At 45.8% G+C, this 15757-nt stretch carries 11 protein-coding genes; 9 read left to right on the forward strand and 2 right to left on the reverse strand.

The genetic code is table 11. From position 1 onward, the window contains the following. Nucleotides 1-207: 207 nt before the first annotated feature. Entirely contained in the window at nucleotides 208-1224 is a 1017-nt protein-coding gene (gene rssB / locus M988_RS08285) for a two-component system response regulator RssB (RefSeq protein ID WP_064573641.1), read from the forward strand. A 218-nt stretch (nucleotides 1225-1442) separates the two neighbouring features. Beyond that, nucleotides 1443-2357, forward strand: a complete 915-nt coding sequence (gene galU / locus M988_RS08290) for a UTP--glucose-1-phosphate uridylyltransferase GalU (protein WP_008813726.1) — start codon at nucleotides 1443-1445, stop codon at nucleotides 2355-2357. Nucleotides 2358-3140: 783 nt separating this feature from the next. Here galU and hns read toward each other — a convergent pair. After that, nucleotides 3141-3548: a histone-like nucleoid-structuring protein H-NS gene (gene hns / locus M988_RS08295; protein ID WP_004093062.1), complete on the reverse strand. Its 408-nt coding sequence runs from the start codon at nucleotides 3546-3548 to the stop codon at nucleotides 3141-3143. Nucleotides 3549-4167: 619 nt separating this feature from the next. Between hns and M988_RS08300 the strand changes: the two genes are divergently transcribed. Then, entirely contained in the window at nucleotides 4168-4743 is a 576-nt protein-coding gene (locus M988_RS08300) for a thymidine kinase (protein ID WP_008813725.1), read from the forward strand. 371 nt (nucleotides 4744-5114) lie between these two features. On the opposite strand, the gene adhE is transcribed toward M988_RS08300, so the two are convergent. Beyond that, nucleotides 5115-7784 carry a bifunctional acetaldehyde-CoA/alcohol dehydrogenase gene (gene adhE / locus M988_RS08305; protein ID WP_039186438.1) on the reverse strand — a complete coding sequence of 890 codons (2670 nt, stop codon included), beginning with the start codon at nucleotides 7782-7784 and terminating at the stop codon, nucleotides 5115-5117. Nucleotides 7785-8367: 583 nt separating this feature from the next. Here adhE and M988_RS08310 point away from each other — a divergent pair. The 6 genes from M988_RS08310 to oppF all read left to right on the forward strand — a co-directional run bounded on the left by M988_RS08310 (nucleotide 8368) and on the right by oppF (nucleotide 15574). After that, complete coding sequence (locus M988_RS08310; protein ID WP_020303715.1) at nucleotides 8368-9012, forward strand: YchE family NAAT transporter; 645 nt, start codon at nucleotides 8368-8370, stop codon at nucleotides 9010-9012. A gap of 826 nt (nucleotides 9013-9838) precedes the next feature. Further along, complete coding sequence (oppA, locus tag M988_RS08315; protein WP_064573642.1) at nucleotides 9839-11476, forward strand: oligopeptide ABC transporter substrate-binding protein OppA; 1638 nt, start codon at nucleotides 9839-9841, stop codon at nucleotides 11474-11476. 251 nt (nucleotides 11477-11727) lie between these two features. After that, a complete protein-coding gene (gene oppB, locus M988_RS08320) occupies nucleotides 11728-12648 on the forward strand; it encodes an oligopeptide ABC transporter permease OppB (RefSeq protein WP_064573644.1) in 921 nt (306 codons plus the stop codon). 15 nt (nucleotides 12649-12663) lie between these two features. Further along, nucleotides 12664-13572 carry an oligopeptide ABC transporter permease OppC gene (gene oppC / locus M988_RS08325; protein ID WP_008813721.1) on the forward strand — a complete coding sequence of 303 codons (909 nt, stop codon included), beginning with the start codon at nucleotides 12664-12666 and terminating at the stop codon, nucleotides 13570-13572. A gap of 11 nt (nucleotides 13573-13583) precedes the next feature. After that, nucleotides 13584-14573 carry an ABC transporter ATP-binding protein gene (gene oppD / locus M988_RS08330; protein WP_004093081.1) on the forward strand — a complete coding sequence of 330 codons (990 nt, stop codon included), beginning with the start codon at nucleotides 13584-13586 and terminating at the stop codon, nucleotides 14571-14573. Beyond that, complete coding sequence (gene oppF / locus M988_RS08335) at nucleotides 14570-15574, forward strand: murein tripeptide/oligopeptide ABC transporter ATP binding protein OppF (protein WP_004093083.1); 1005 nt, start codon at nucleotides 14570-14572, stop codon at nucleotides 15572-15574. The genes oppD and oppF overlap by 4 nt, the downstream gene beginning before the upstream one ends. Nucleotides 15575-15757 lie beyond the last annotated feature (183 nt).

The raw sequence follows: 15757 nt of genomic DNA on the forward strand, positions 1-15757 counted from the left end.
TATGGTAGCGAATCCTCATTGCAGCGGCTATGAAGGAATGGCTTGATATGCGTTGTGGATAATGCCTAGTAAATCTTTGTAACGAATAGATCTTTTAGTTAAATGTGCGCAATAGCCCGCAAAACACGCGATTACAGAAATATCTATGCGGCACAAGGGCACATCTTGAGCCAAAATAGAAGGAGCACTAGTGAAAGGAGGTTATAAATGGCGCAGCCACTGGAAAGTAAGCGGATCTTGATCGTTGAGGACGATCCTGTTTTTCGCAGTGTACTTACCGGATACCTCCAAGCCCAGGGCGCCTTAGTTCAAGAGGCCGCCAATGGAATAGAGGCATTAAGTTTACTGGATCCATATATCCCCGATGCTATCTTATGCGATCTGGCGATGCCCGAAATGGGCGGGATTGAATTCGTAAAGCGGCTAAGAGAAAAAGGTCTTCAAACACCGGTGGTTGTGATTTCAGCCACTGAAGAAATGGCTGATGTCGCGAATGCGATGCGGTTAGGCGTGCGTGACGTTTTACTCAAGCCAATAACCGATCTGAGTCGGTTGCAAGAAACATTACTGTCATGTTTTTACCCCGATTTGTTTGATTCTCCTGCGTTAGAAAAAGATGAATTGGCGCATGATTGGGAATTACTAAGCCGAGATCCCGAATATGCTGCTCGGCTACTGAAGCAGCTGCAGCCGCCGGTTCAGCAGACGATCTGTGGCTGTAAGGTCAATTATCGCCAACTGACTTCATTCAATAATCTGGGGCTGGTTTTAGATATTGCGCCTTTATCTGATACCGATCTGGCGTTTTATTGTTTGGACATTTCTCGGGCTGGGGAAAACGGCATTTTAGCGGCATTAATGGTGCGCGCGATTTTTAACGGATTGTTGCAGGAACAGTTAGCGCATCAACAACAGCGCTTGCCTCAGATGTCAACGATTCTAAAACAGGTGAATCAACTGCTGCGGCAGGCAAACCTTGAAGGGCAGTTTCCCTTGTTGGCGGGCTATTACCACACGCAATTACAAAATCTGATTCTGGTATCTGCAGGGCTGCATGCCAAAATTCATGCCGGAGAGCATTTGATACAGCTGAGCAGCGGTGTTCCGCTAGGAACCATGGGATCAATCCATGTCAATCAGGTGAGCCAACGCTGCAGTCACTGGCAGAGCCAGATTTGGGGCGCAGGTGGACATTTAAAGTTGATGCTGACATCCCCGCAATAATAAATCCGTTTTCAGTTTTATCTGCTTCCAAGAATGAGGCATTGATGGGCAATTAATAATCTAAAAGCAGGTTTGCTGGTAATATCTTCAATCAATCTGTAATTGCCTTGAAATTAATGCGCATAAACTACGAACTGATATACTCGCGCTGGTAATTAGCATTCATGTCCGGAAGAAGAACGGAAATGAACATAGAGCTAAACGATTAGAGAGGTTGTATGTCAACGTCAGTAAGAAAAATCAGAAAAGCTGTTATACCTGTTGCCGGACTTGGAACTCGCATGTTGCCAGCAACCAAAGCTATCCCAAAAGAGATGCTTCCGTTGGTCGATAAGCCGCTGATTCAATATGTTGTTAATGAGTGTATTGCTGCGGGTATTAACGAGATTATTCTGGTTACTCACTCTTCAAAAAACTCTATTGAAAACCATTTTGACACCAGCTTTGAATTAGAAGCCATGCTGGAAAAGCGTGTAAAACGCCAGTTGCTCGCCGAGGTTCAATCTATTTGTCCTAAGCATGTCACTATTATGCAGGTTCGTCAGGGACTGGCTAAAGGGCTTGGACATGCAATCCTATGTGCTTATCCACTGGTTGGTGATGAGCCGTTCGCTGTCATCCTGCCAGATGTGATTTTGGATGAGTACACTTCGGATCTGAGTAAAGATAACCTAAGCGAAATGTTGTCACGCTACGAAGAAACTGGTCACAGCCAAATTATGGTTGAGCCAGTACCGATGGAAAATGTGTCTAACTACGGCGTTGCAGATTGCAGCGGTGTTGATCTGAAGGCCGGTGAAAGTACTCCGATGAAAGCGGTAGTAGAGAAGCCTGCGCGCGATAAGGCGCCTTCAAATCTTTCCATCGTTGGTCGCTATGTCTTGTCTCCAGAAATTTGGCCTCTGCTTTCTAAGACACCTCCTGGTGCGGGTGAGGAGATTCAGCTCACAGATGCCATTGCCATGTTAATGAAGAAAGAAACCGTTGAAGCATATCATCTGAAAGGCTTAAGCCACGACTGCGGCAACAAAATGGGCTATATGCAAGCCTTCGTGGAATACGGTATGCGCCATGCTTCTTTAGGCAAGGAATTCACTAGCTGGTTAAAGTCACTGGACTTAAATGACGAATAGCGACAGCGCTAGCTAAGCGATATCGTGATAGAGGGGATGCATGTGCATCCCTTTTTTTATTTGGTAAATTTTTTTTGATAAAGAGTGAATAGTTTTTGAAGTAAATAATTGTCACAAACTAGATACGGTTTAATTTAAATTTTGTCTAATATCTCAGTGGAAGCAACAAACTATGACAAGGGCGAGCTTGCTTTACAAAAGCGATGTCTTCTTCAATCATGTTCGCCATTCAGGAATCTTCTTGTCTCAACTCAGATATTCGGGAACAGTCCCATACCTCTTTTGTAGTAATGATGGCTTGTGTGGAAAAAGATTAGCCAGATTGAAGATTCATAATATCAATATAACCATAGTTTCTGATGTTTATTACTTAAAGCCTATGTTGCGCTATCCTCTAGCGAAAATGGATTTCGCTACTGAGCTATTCTCTGCACAACAAAGAATGAAACGACAGAGAAGATGTAAAAATTAAACCAAAGGAGATCTTTTTCAGCCGTTGTCCCATGATGCCTTTAGCGTTTCATTTAGCCTGATGGTTTCCCTAAAGGGTTTGCATTCCTAAATTGATAGATAGGAGAAGTGTTCATAACACCCTCGTCTGGTGTTTGGCATGGATGTGAAATGGCACAGAATAGTGGCGCAATATCCTCTATCTTTAAGTTTATAAACTGGCGGGGAAATCGTGAGGAGAGGGATATTGAAATGACAGCGAATTGCAGGTAAAAAAAATAGCCTCATAAGAGGCTATTTTGACTGATTCAATGGTAATGTTCGCGAGGAAAATTACAGCAGGAAATCGTCCAGAGACTTACCTTGTTCTTCAATAGCGTGCTTGATAACTGCTGGGGTACGGCCTTGGCCGGTCCAGGTTTTAGTTTCGCCATTTTCATCAACATACTGGTACTTAGCTGGACGCGCAGCGCGCTTAGCTTTACCTGGTGCTTTACCCGCAGCCATGCTCTGCAGCAGTTCGTTAGGGTCGATACCGTCTGCAATCAGCATTTCGCGATATTGCTGCAGTTTGCGGGTACGCTCTTCGATTTCTGCTTGAGCCTGGCTATCTTCTTCACGACGTTCTTTTACGACAACTTCCAACTTCTCCAGCATTTCTTCCAGAGTTTCTAAAGAGCATTCTCTAGCCTGAGCACGAAGAGTACGGATGTTGTTCAGAATTTTTAATGCTTCGCTCATTGTCCTAATCTCAAATTATATTGGTGGGGGGCGTCTCGATTATAATAGAGTGCCAGTTTATTTAACGCAATAGTGAATTTTGTAAGATTAGCAAAATATTTCGTAATATAAGCAAATAATGCCTCTTTAAACACTACAACGAATATAGCTGCTTGTTATTCAGATTACAATAGACCTCATTACCAGCAAAACCGATAGAGGTGACTATTAAAATATATACCTACAAGCCTCATTGCTATGTCCCATCGGTGGATATTTTTTGTTGATTAAATCTACAGGTTTTAAGCAGAGCATACTCATGTAACAGAATTCATCGTTACATATAAGATAGTAAAGAGTGACGATTATCAGAGCTTCGGAGTGCTAAACCCCTTTATAGTTGCAATTCTATCAATTAGCAAAAACAGAGTTTGTGAGGGAATGATTTTGTTTGATTAAGTGATGCCGCACTCATTTTTAGCCAAAATATTGTTTTAACAGATATTGATATAGATACGGGCTTTAAGAATATCTCAGTTAGACAATCAGCATTTTACCTAATTTTCTCCCATCATCGTTGTGCTGGCTGTGATAAAATCGCGCCAGTTACGCAATTCTAAATGGGGGCTTAGGGCAGGTTGTGGCACAACTATATTTTTATTATTCAGCGATGAATGCAGGTAAATCAACGGCGTTACTCCAGTCTTCCTACAACTATCAGGAACGAGGAATGCGGACTTTGGTATTTACTGCGGAAATTGATAATCGCTTTGGGGTAGGGAAGGTCAGTTCACGTATTGGTCTGAGTTCACAGGCTCAGCTATATAATAGCCAAACGGCTCTATTTGACATGATTCGCCAAGAGAATGAATCTCTACCGGTCAACTGTGTATTGGTTGATGAGTGCCAGTTCTTAACCAAAGATCAGGTAAATCAACTTTCCGACGTTGTGGATTCTCTTGATATTCCCGTGTTGTGTTATGGGCTGAGGACAGATTTCCGCGGTGAGCTATTTGGTGGTAGCCAATATCTATTAGCCTGGGCAGACAAACTTGTCGAACTTAAGACCATTTGTCACTGCGGTCGCAAGGCGAATATGGTTCTGCGCTTGGATGAGCATGGTAACGCGCTGAAAGACGGTGAGCAGGTCGTTATCGGTGGCAATGAAAGCTATGTATCGGTATGTCGTAAACACTACAAAGATGCGCTAGCGTGATATTTGACGACGCTACACAAGCCAGATAAGACCATAGATAAAGCGCACCTCAGTTTCTGGGCGTGCGCTTGCTCCGTTAGATACCTTTCTATTCATGTGGCTATCGCCGCTTCTATTTATCTAGCGTTGAGCCTCGTTAGCGAACATTTTACGGGTCATGGCGTTTCCATAAGGCTTTCAAACAGCGAATTTCAATTTTCTTACTTAATACATAAATTTTATTTATATTTTATTCTAATTCATGCGGCGATAGAGTTTTAAAATAGAAGATATGAGTTTTAAGAATTATAAAAATAGATTAAACAGCAATTAACTGAGTACAGGACAAAAAAAACCCGCCATCGGCGGGTTTTTCTATAAGAAGAGTCTAATTATTTTTTAGATTTCTTTTCCGGTTTTGCGGCTGGAGCTTTAACGGTTTCAACTTCAAGCGACTCACTGAATTCACGGCCGTAGTAAGTATCCATCAGAATCTGCTTCAGTTCGGAGATCAGTGGGTAACGCGGGTTAGCCCCCGTACACTGGTCATCGAACGCATCTTCAGACAGTTTGTCTACTTTAGCCAAGAAGTCTGCTTCCTGAACGCCAGCTTCACGAATAGACGCAGGGATACCCAGCTCTGCTTTGATGCTATCCAACCAGACCAACAGTTTTTCGATCTTAGCTGCAGTACGGTCGCCCGGTGCACTCAGACCCAAGTGGTCTGCGATTTCAGCATAACGACGACGAGCCTGAGGACGATCGTATTGGCTGAATGCAGTCTGTTTGGTTGGGTTGTCATTCGCGTTATAGCGGATCACGTTAGAGATCAGCAGGGCGTTAGCTAAACCGTGAGGGATGTGGAACTCAGAACCCAGTTTATGAGCCATTGAGTGACACACACCCAAGAAGGCGTTGGCAAATGCAATACCCGCAATAGTTGCTGCGTTATGGACACGCTCACGAGCTACTGGGTTTTTAGCGCCTTCTGCATAGCTTGCTGGCAGGTTTTCTTTCAGCAGTTTCAATGCTTGTAGTGCTTGACCATCGGAGTATTCGTTAGCCAGTACAGAAACATAAGCTTCCAGAGCATGAGTCACCGCATCAAGACCACCGAAGGCACACAGTGATTTCGGCATGTTCATGACCAGGTTAGCATCAACGATGGCCATATCTGGCGTCAGTGCATAGTCAGCTAATGGATATTTCTGGCCTGTCGCATCATCAGTTACAACGGCAAACGGAGTGACTTCTGAACCGGTACCTGAAGTGGTTGTGACCGCGATCATTTTCGCTTTCACGCCCATTTTAGGGAATTTGTAGATACGCTTACGAATGTCCATAAAGCGCAGTGCCAGTTCTTCGAAGTGAGTTTCTGGATGCTCGTACATCACCCACATGATTTTTGCAGCGTCCATCGGTGAACCACCGCCCAGCGCAATAATCACGTCAGGTTTGAAGGAGTTCATCAGCTCTGCACCTTTACGAACAATGCTCAGAGTTGGATCAGCTTCAACCTCGAAGAACACTTCAGTTTCGATACCGTGGCCTTTCAAGACCTTCGTGATCTGATCGGCATAGCCATTGTTGAACAGGAAGCGGTCAGTCACGATGAAGGCACGTTTTGCACCGTCAGATGCTACTTCATCCAGCGCGATTGGCAGGGAGCCACGGCGGAAGTAGATAGATTTCGGAAGTTTATGCCACAACATGTTTTCTGCTCGCTTCGCTACGGTTTTTTTGTTCATCAGGTGTTTAGGCCCGACGTTTTCAGAGATGGAGTTACCACCCCAAGAACCACAACCCAGAGTCAACGATGGAGCAAGTTTGAAGTTATACAGGTCACCGATACCACCCTGAGAAGCCGGGGTGTTAATCAGGATACGTGCGGTCTTCATTTTTTCGCCGAAGTAATTCACACGTTCAGGTTGGTTATCCTGATCGGTATACAGGCAAGAGGTGTGGCCAATGCCGCCCATCTCAACCAGTTTTTCAGCTTTTGCGACGGCTTCTTCGAAGTTTTTGGCACGATACATGGCCAGCGTTGGCGACAGTTTTTCATGAGCGAATGGCTCTGATTCGTCAACCACTTTGACTTCACCAATCAGGATCTTGGTGGTTGCAGGAACAGTGATACCCGCCATCTTCGCGATTTCAGTCGCAGGCTGACCAACGATAGCCGCATTCAGTCCGCCATTTTTCAGGATGATATCCTGAACGGCTTTCAGTTCTTTACCTTGCAGCATATAGCCGCCGTGAGTTGCAAAACGCTCACGTACTGCATCATAAACAGAGTCCACTACGATAACAGACTGTTCAGAAGCACAGATTACGCCGTTATCGAAGGTTTTAGACATCAGGATAGAGGCTACAACACGTTTGATATCGGCGGTTTCGTCGACAACAACCGGAGTGTTACCTGCACCTACGCCGATAGCCGGTTTACCAGAGCTGTATGCCGCTTTCACCATACCTGGGCCACCAGTGGCCAGAATCAGGTTGATATCTGGGTGGTGCATCAGTTGGTTAGACAGCTCAACGCTAGGCTGATCGATCCAGCCGATGATGTCTTTAGGTGCGCCCGCCGCGATAGCCGCTTGCAACACGATATCTGCAGCTTTATTCGTTGCATTTTTTGCACGAGGATGCGGAGAGAAGATGATACCGTTACGCGTTTTCAGGCTGATAAGAGCCTTAAAGATTGCCGTAGAGGTAGGGTTTGTGGTTGGAACAATACCACAGATGATGCCGATAGGTTCAGCGATGGTGATGGTACCAAAGGTATCGTCCTGAGACAGAATACCGCAGGTCTTTTCATCTTTATACGCGTTGTAGATATATTCAGAAGCGAAGTGGTTTTTAATCACTTTATCTTCCACGATACCCATGCCAGATTCCTCAACGGCTAATTTAGCCAATGGGATACGGGCATCAGCAGCTGCCAGAGCGGCGGCACGGAAGATTTTATCGACTTGCTCTTGAGTGTAATTGGCAAACTCACGCTGGGCTTTTTTTACACGCGCTACTAACGCATCCAGTTCAGCGATATTGGTTACAGCCATAATGCTCTCCTGATAATGTTAAACTTTTTTAGTCAATGAGCCGCACAAGCAACAAGTATAGACAGATAAATGCGCTCTCTTTCAGAAACTATATGCACTAAAAAGTTCCTGTTGGCTGATTTGCTAAAACAGCTTAGCTAGCAGTGGAGAAGTAAAGCCTGTGTTAAACTTGAACAGTTTGGCTTTCTGCTAATCAGTGGGCTGAATGATGATAGCAGCCCTTTACTGTGATACTGAGCTTAACCATTCTTGGGTAGTTGTTTTGTGATGTAAGTCACAAAAATACCAAGCTGACACCTTTCAGCAATGTGAGATTGAGACGATTTCTCATTAGTAACCAAGTACACTGAATTTTGCAGCGAAGTATCGATAAAATAAAACATTTTTGCAACATTTGGGCGTTTTTCTGCCATCTACAAAGCCGCTGCAAGAAATTAGTCTTAGAGCATAGATCAAGGCCTGTATTTCCATTACATTAGCGCCGCAAGAACGTATCCTTTTTCTTGTTATTTACTGGCATTGTTCCACGTAATGATGTCTTGAATGACAGAAGCGTTATTTAACATGGTTTTTGGAGAGTATGGTGAGCCAGTCTTTGCTGGATTTATCTGGTTATATTAAGTTTTTTGTCGGGCTCTTTGCGCTGGTGAACCCGGTGGGTATTTTGCCCGTGTTTATCAGCATGACGAGCTATCAGGCTGTTGCTGCACGTAATAAAACCAATCTGACAGCCAACATGTCAGTTGCCATCATTCTTATCTCCTCTCTATTACTGGGCGACTCGATACTGATGTTCTTTGGTATCTCGATCGATTCTTTCCGAATTGCGGGTGGGATCTTGGTCGTAACCATTGCAATGTCCATGATTAGCGGCAAGCTGGGTGAGGATAAGCAGAACAAGCAAGAAAAATCAGAAACTGCGATCCGAGAAAACGTTGGCGTGGTACCGCTGGCGCTGCCGCTAATGGCGGGGCCGGGGGCGATCAGCTCAACGATTGTTTGGAGCTCTCGTTATCACGGATGGCAGAACTTGCTTGGCTTTTCTGCCGCAATCATCGTTTTTGCCTTTTGCTGTTGGTTGTTATTTCGAGCAGCACCCTTACTCGTCCGCCTTTTAGGCCAAACGGGAATTAACGTTATCACGCGAATTATGGGTCTGCTATTAATGGCGTTAGGGATTGAGTTTATCGTCACCGGCCTGCGTTCTATTTTCCCCGGATTGCTATAAGCGCATCACCATTGACGTTTTATAAAACCGCTGCTGGCTACGCCAATGGCGGTTTTTTTATCTAAGAAAGCTCATAGATAAAAATATTACCAATCACTTTTTCAAATCATAAATCTGCTGAATTTCAATAGTTTCGCCTCATTCTTACGATCACTCAATGAGTCAATATGCACATTTTTTGTGCAAAAAATCACATCATAACATTCTGTCATATCTACCAAAGAGTGCGTGTATAAAACGCTCATAGGATCATGTGTGGTTGAATATTCTTACATTTATTCATTAAACGATGTATTACTTCATAAGTAACACCAAGCCTGAATGATTCGGTTTATCTCTGCGCATGATAAAAAGATATTATGTTATATCAGCGAGTTAACATTGATCTTTTGATCCCTCCGGTGCAGTCTGTTGAGAGGCCAAAAATAAAATTTAGAGAATTGCGTAACATTTTAATAAAAATAATTCGCAGTGATTTTAACCATCTGTTAGCTTTTGGGCTTAATCACTGTGCTTTAGGCCGATGATAAAACATTCTGCTGCCATCTTTATTGCGATGAGAATGGCGTGAGTTGCAGATTAATTCATGATCATCCAGAGAACGTGCTGACCTTGCGTTCTCGGTATAAAAGAAAGAGGTCTTTTTACTACCACATTCCGTATCAACAAATTCGTTCCTTGCTGATATGGAGATAAATCTCAACCCAGGTTTTTTGAACGGCAATAACGCGGTGACTGAATCTGCGATGTCGTTCTCAACACCAAGGGGAATAACAACAGTTGGCGTGCTCTGATGAGCATTCTATAAATGGGGAGTGGGTATACAATGAGCAAACACATCAAAAAGAAGTTATTAACCGTAAGCGTTATGGCTGCACTCGGTATGTTCACTGCGGCACAGGTTCAAGCTGCCGACGTACCGGCTGGCGTGAAACTCGCGGCCAAGCAAGAGTTAGTCAAAAACAATGGCTCGGAAGTTCAATCTCTCGATCCGCATAAAATTGAAGGTGTACCAGAGAACAACGTTACTAATGACTTAATGGAAGGCCTGACTCAGCACGATACTCAGGGTAAAACGATTCCAGGCACAGCGGCAAGTTGGGACAACAAAGATTTCAAAGTTTGGACCTTCCACATTCGCCCAGATGCTAAATGGTCTAATGGTAAGCCAGTGACTGCTGAGGACTTTGTGTATAGCTGGCAGCGTATTGTCGATCCTAAAACGGCGTCACCTTACGCGAGCTATTTGCAATATGCACACGTTGAGAACGTAGACGATATCATCGCGGGAAAAAAAGACAAATCGACGCTGGGCGTTAAGGCTCTGGACGATAAGACTTTCCAAGTGACGTTAACTGAACCGGTGCCGTATTTGGCTGAGATGACTTCCCACTATGCGATGAAGCCGGTGAATAAAGAGGCCGTTGAGAAATTTGGCGACAAATGGACGCTGCCTGAAAATTACGTTAGCAACGGCGCTTATAAATTAAAAGATTGGGTGGTCAACGAACGTATTGTTTTGGAACGTAACCCCGAATATTGGGATAACGAGAAAACGGTGATTAATAAAGTTACCTTCCTGCCGATTGCGTCTGAAGTGACCGACGTTAACCGCTACCGTACCGGCGAAATCGACCTCACCTATAACAACATGCCGATTGAGCTGTTTCAGAAGTTGAAAAAAGAGATCCCGAACGAAGTTAAAGCCGATCCGTATTTGTGTACCTATTACTACGAGATTAATAACCAGAAACCACCGTTTAATGATGAGCGCGTGCGTGAAGCGCTAAAATTAGGTTTGGATCGCGACATTATCGTTAATAAAGTCAAAAATCAGGGCGACCTGCCCGCCTATGGCTTTACACCGCCGTATACCGACGGGGCTAAGTTGACGCCGCCTGAATGGTTCGGCTGGTCACAGGAAAAACGTAATGAAGAAGCTAAAAAACTATTGGCTGAAGCTGGTTATGGCCCAGATAAACCATTAACGTTTAATCTGCTATACAACACTTCCGATCTGCATAAAAAGTTGGCTATTGCCGCAGCATCGATTTGGAAAAAGAATTTGGGTGTTAACGTTAAGTTAGAAAACCAAGAGTGGAAGACCTTCCTCGATACCCGTCATCAGGGCACCTACGATGTTTCTCGTGCTGCTTGGTGTGCTGACTACAACGAGCCTAGCTCCTTCTTAAACATGATGCTGTCTGACAGTAGCAGTAACACGCCGCACTATAAGAGCGCAGCTTTCGACAAAATTATGGCTGGGGCACTGCAAACCAACAGCAAAGAAGCTCGCGCGGGCGTCTATCAGCAAGCCGAACAGCAGCTAGATAAAGACTCCGTTATCGTCCCTGTGTTCTATTACGTGAATGCGCGTCTGGTGAAACCTTACGTGGGTGGTTATACCGGCAAAGACCCGCAAGATAACGTTTACGACAAAAACCTGTACATTATTGAGCACTAAAATACTCGCTGCATCAACGTCGTAGTAATACTCCTACGGCGTTGATAATAGGTATTACCCAAAATAATTCGCGTTGTGGGTAGGCGGCAAGAGAGCTTATTTCCATACTAAGGTAAGTGGCTGGGATAAGTGCGAGCAGCTGACACCAACAACGTGAAGTATGACGGGAATAGATGCCGTCGTGGCGGGGGAAACTTCGCCACTGTTCAAAAATATAATCAGCCTCAAGGCTGAAGCGCAGGGCTAGGGCAATGTTAAAATTTATCTTTCGTCGTTTGCTTGAAGCAATACCGACACTTTTCATCCTGATCACCATCTCCTTCTTTATGATGCGTTTGGCACCAGGGAGTCCGTTTACCGGCGAGCGTGCACTGCCACCCGAAGTTTTGGCAAATATCGAAGCTAAATATCATTTAAATGACCCTATCTGGAAACAGTACGGCCATTATCTGGTGCAATTAGGCCACGGTGACTTTGGACCTTCCTTTAAATATAAAGATTATTCGGTAAACGATTTAGTCAGTGCTTCGTTTCCCGTGTCTGCCAAATTAGGTTTTGCCGCATTTATCTTGGCGGTGGTTTTAGGCGTAACGGCTGGGGTATTGGCTGCGCTTAAACAAAATAGCAAATGGGACTACGCTGTGATGGGGGTCGCCATGACCGGTGTGGTGATACCGAGTTTTGTCGTAGCGCCGTTACTGGTATTAATTTTTGCTATTCAGTTAAAGTGGTTACCGGGCGGTGGCTGGAATGGTGGGGCGCTTAAATTCATGATCCTGCCGATGGTGGCACTCTCACTGGCTTATATTGCCAGCATTGCGCGTATTACGCGGGGATCAATGATCGAAATCCTGCACTCCAACTTTATTCGTACCGCGCGCGCTAAAGGCTTGCCAATGCGCCGCATCATTTTACGTCATGCGCTAAAACCGGCTCTGCTGCCGGTGCTCTCTTATTTAGGCCCAGCCTTCGTCGGTATTATTACCGGCTCAATGGTGATTGAAACTATTTATGGCTTACCGGGAATTGGTCAACTGTTTGTTAACGGTGCGTTGAACCGCGACTATTCCTTGGTATTAAGCCTCACTATTTTGGTTGGCGCGCTGACCATTCTGTTTAACGCGATTGTCGATGTGCTTTATGCCGTCATCGATCCGAAAATTCGCTACTGATTCGGGAGATCGCATATGTTACTGAATAAAAAAAATGCGCAGGTAGTCGAAAACTTCGGCGAACAGCTCGAAGTGGAAGGCCGTAGCCTATGGCAAGATGCGCGCCGTCGTTTTGTGCATAACCGTGCGGCGCTGGCTAGTCTGTTCGTCCTTGGTTTGATCGCGCTGTTCGTTGTTTTTGCACCGATGCTGTCGCAGTTTGCCTATGACGATACCGACTGGGGAATGATGTCAGCAGCGCCGGATATGGTGTCTGGGCACTACTTTGGTACAGATTCCTCAGGACGAGACTTGTTGGTGCGCGTGGCCATTGGTGGCCGCATCTCTCTGATGGTCGGTATCGCTGCGGCATTGGTTGCCGTTGTCGTAGGGACTTTATACGGTGCCATGGCAGGGTATATCGGGGGTAAAACCGATTCTGTGATGATGCGTCTGCTGGAAATTCTCAACTCCTTTCCATTTATGTTCTTCGTGATCCTGCTGGTGACCTTCTTTGGACAAAATATCCTGCTGATCTTTGTCGCGATCGGTATGGTGTCATGGCTGGATATGGCACGTATCGTACGTGGCCAAACGCTAAGCCTGAAACGCAAAGAGTTTATTGAAGCGGCGCTGGTGGGCGGTGTTTCTACGCGAAAAATAGTGACTCGTCATATCGTTCCCAACGTGCTGGGCGTGGTAGTCGTTTACGCATCGCTGTTAGTGCCAAGCATGATCCTGTTTGAATCCTTCCTAAGTTTCTTAGGATTGGGCACGCAGGAGCCGCTAAGCAGCTGGGGAGCGCTGTTAAGCGACGGTGCGAATTCGATGGAAGTGTCGCCATGGCTGCTGATGTATCCGGCTGCGTTTTTGGTCGTGACGCTGTTCTGTTTCAACTTTATCGGCGACGGTCTGCGTGATGCCCTCGACCCGAAAGACCGTTAAGGAGTTCTACGATGATGACAACAGATAAAAGCGCTGAGCGACTGCTCGCGGTAAAAGATCTTCGTGTGACGTTCTCGACGAATGACGGCGATGTGACGGCGGTAAACGACTTAAACTTCTCGCTGCGCGCGGGTGAAACCCTCGGCATCGTTGGAGAGTCTGGCTCTGGCAAATCCCAAACTGCGTTTGCGCTTATGGGGCTGTTGGCACAAAACGGCCGCATCGGTGGTTCTGCATTGTTCAACGGGCGCGAGATCCTCAACTTACCTGAGAAACAGCTCAACAAACTGCGCGCCGAAGAAATAGCGATGATCTTTCAAGATCCGATGACGTCACTCAACCCTTATATGCGGGTAGGGGAGCAACTGATGGAAGTGCTGATGCTACACAAAGGCATGAGCAAAGCGCAGGCGTTTGAAGAGTCGGTTCGGATGTTGGACGCGGTTAAAATGCCAGAAGCGCGTAAGCGTATGCGTATGTTTCCGCATGAGTTTTCAGGTGGTATGCGCCAGCGCGTAATGATAGCGATGGCGTTACTGTGCAGGCCTAAGCTGCTGATTGCCGATGAACCAACGACGGCGCTGGATGTGACGGTTCAGGCGCAAATCATGACGTTGCTTAATGAGCTGAAAAGCGAATTTAACACAGCGATTATTATGATTACTCACGATCTCGGTGTTGTCGCCGGTATTTGTGACAAAGTGCTGGTGATGTATGCGGGGCGAACCATGGAATATGGTCAAGCGCGTGACGTATTCTATGCGCCAAGCCATCCTTATTCGATTGGCTTACTCAATGCGGTTCCTCGTTTGGATGGCGAAAACGAATCTTTGTTAACGATCCCAGGCAATCCGCCTAATCTGCTGCGTTTGCCGAAAGGCTGTCCATTCCAACCGCGCTGCCCACATGCGACTGAGCAGTGCATGCAGATGCCGCCGTTGGAAAGTTTTGGTGAAGGACGCCTGCGAGCCTGCTTTAGAACGGTGGAGGAATTGGCATGAGTCAGAGCAGCGAAAATAAAAAAGTATTGCTCGAAGTGACCGATCTGAAAGTGCACTTTGACGTTAAAGATAATAAGGCATGGTTCTGGCAGCCCGCAAAAACCCTGAAAGCCGTCGATGGTGTCACCTTACGTTTGTACGAAGGGGAAACTTTGGGCGTGGTAGGTGAGTCTGGCTGTGGTAAATCGACCTTTGCGCGCGCGCTCATTGGTTTGGTCAAAGCTACTGATGGACGCGTTGCATGGCTGGGCAAAGATTTGCTAGGGATGGATGCTAAGCACTGGCACGAAGTGCGTAATGATATCCAGATGATTTTCCAAGATCCGTTGGCGTCGCTAAATCCGCGAATGACCATTGGTGAAATTATCGCCGAGCCACTGAAAACCTATCATCCGAAAATGTCGCGTCAGGAAGTGAAAGATCGCGTCAGAAATATGATGATGAAAGTCGGGCTATTACCTAACTTAATTAACCGATACCCACATGAGTTTTCCGGCGGCCAATGCCAACGTATCGGGATTGCGCGCGCGTTAATCCTTGAACCTAAGCTTATCATCTGTGACGAACCCGTTTCTGCACTTGATGTGTCGATTCAGGCACAGGTCGTCAATTTATTGCAGCAATTGCAACGTGAAATGGGGCTTTCCCTGATCTTCATTGCTCATGATTTAGCCGTGGTGAAACATATCTCAGACCGCGTTTTGGTGATGTATTTAGGGCATGCCGTTGAGTTGGGAACGTATGATGAGGTGTACCACAATCCTCAGCATCCTTATACGAAAGCGCTGATGTCGGCAGTACCTGTTCCCGATCCTGATCTGGAGCGCAACAAAAAAATCCAGCTGCTGGAAGGGGAATTACCTTCTCCCATTAATCCGCCGTCAGGCTGTATTTTCCGCACTCGTTGCCCGATTGCGGGGCCCGAATGTGCGTTGACGCGCCCGTTGATGGAAGGTAGCTTCCGGCATGCGGTATCATGTTTGAAAGTTGATCCGCTCTAAAAGCGCTTCAAGAGCTCAAACCAGAGGGCGTAGTTCATTCAGAGCTGCGCCTTCTTCTTTTAAACGTTGGCGTTAACTGTACTATTATCGGCTGATTTTCCCGCACTTGATGATTTGTCTCCTACTCAGGCTTGAAAGCCGAGCGCGCTCTACTCATACTGCAAGCACTAGATTTTTATCTCT

The organism is Hafnia paralvei ATCC 29927 (assembly GCF_001655005.1).
Lineage (GTDB): Bacteria > Pseudomonadota > Gammaproteobacteria > Enterobacterales > Enterobacteriaceae > Hafnia > Hafnia paralvei.

Excerpts from the sequence above, each read along its gene's own strand:
- oppD (WP_004093081.1), top strand. The coding sequence starts at position 13,584 with ATGATGACAACAGATAAAAGCGCTGAGCGACTGCTCGCGGTAAAAGAT.
- oppA (WP_064573642.1), top strand. The coding sequence starts at position 9,839 with ATGAGCAAACACATCAAAAAGAAGTTATTAACCGTAAGCGTTATGGCT.
- adhE (WP_039186438.1), bottom strand. The coding sequence starts at position 7,784 with ATGGCTGTAACCAATATCGCTGAACTGGATGCGTTAGTAGCGCGTGTA.
- hns (WP_004093062.1), bottom strand. The coding sequence starts at position 3,548 with ATGAGCGAAGCATTAAAAATTCTGAACAACATCCGTACTCTTCGTGCT.
- rssB (WP_064573641.1), top strand. The coding sequence starts at position 208 with ATGGCGCAGCCACTGGAAAGTAAGCGGATCTTGATCGTTGAGGACGAT.
- galU (WP_008813726.1), top strand. The coding sequence starts at position 1,443 with ATGTCAACGTCAGTAAGAAAAATCAGAAAAGCTGTTATACCTGTTGCC.
- oppB (WP_064573644.1), top strand. The coding sequence starts at position 11,728 with ATGTTAAAATTTATCTTTCGTCGTTTGCTTGAAGCAATACCGACACTT.
- oppC (WP_008813721.1), top strand. The coding sequence starts at position 12,664 with ATGTTACTGAATAAAAAAAATGCGCAGGTAGTCGAAAACTTCGGCGAA.
- oppF (WP_004093083.1), top strand. The coding sequence starts at position 14,570 with ATGAGTCAGAGCAGCGAAAATAAAAAAGTATTGCTCGAAGTGACCGAT.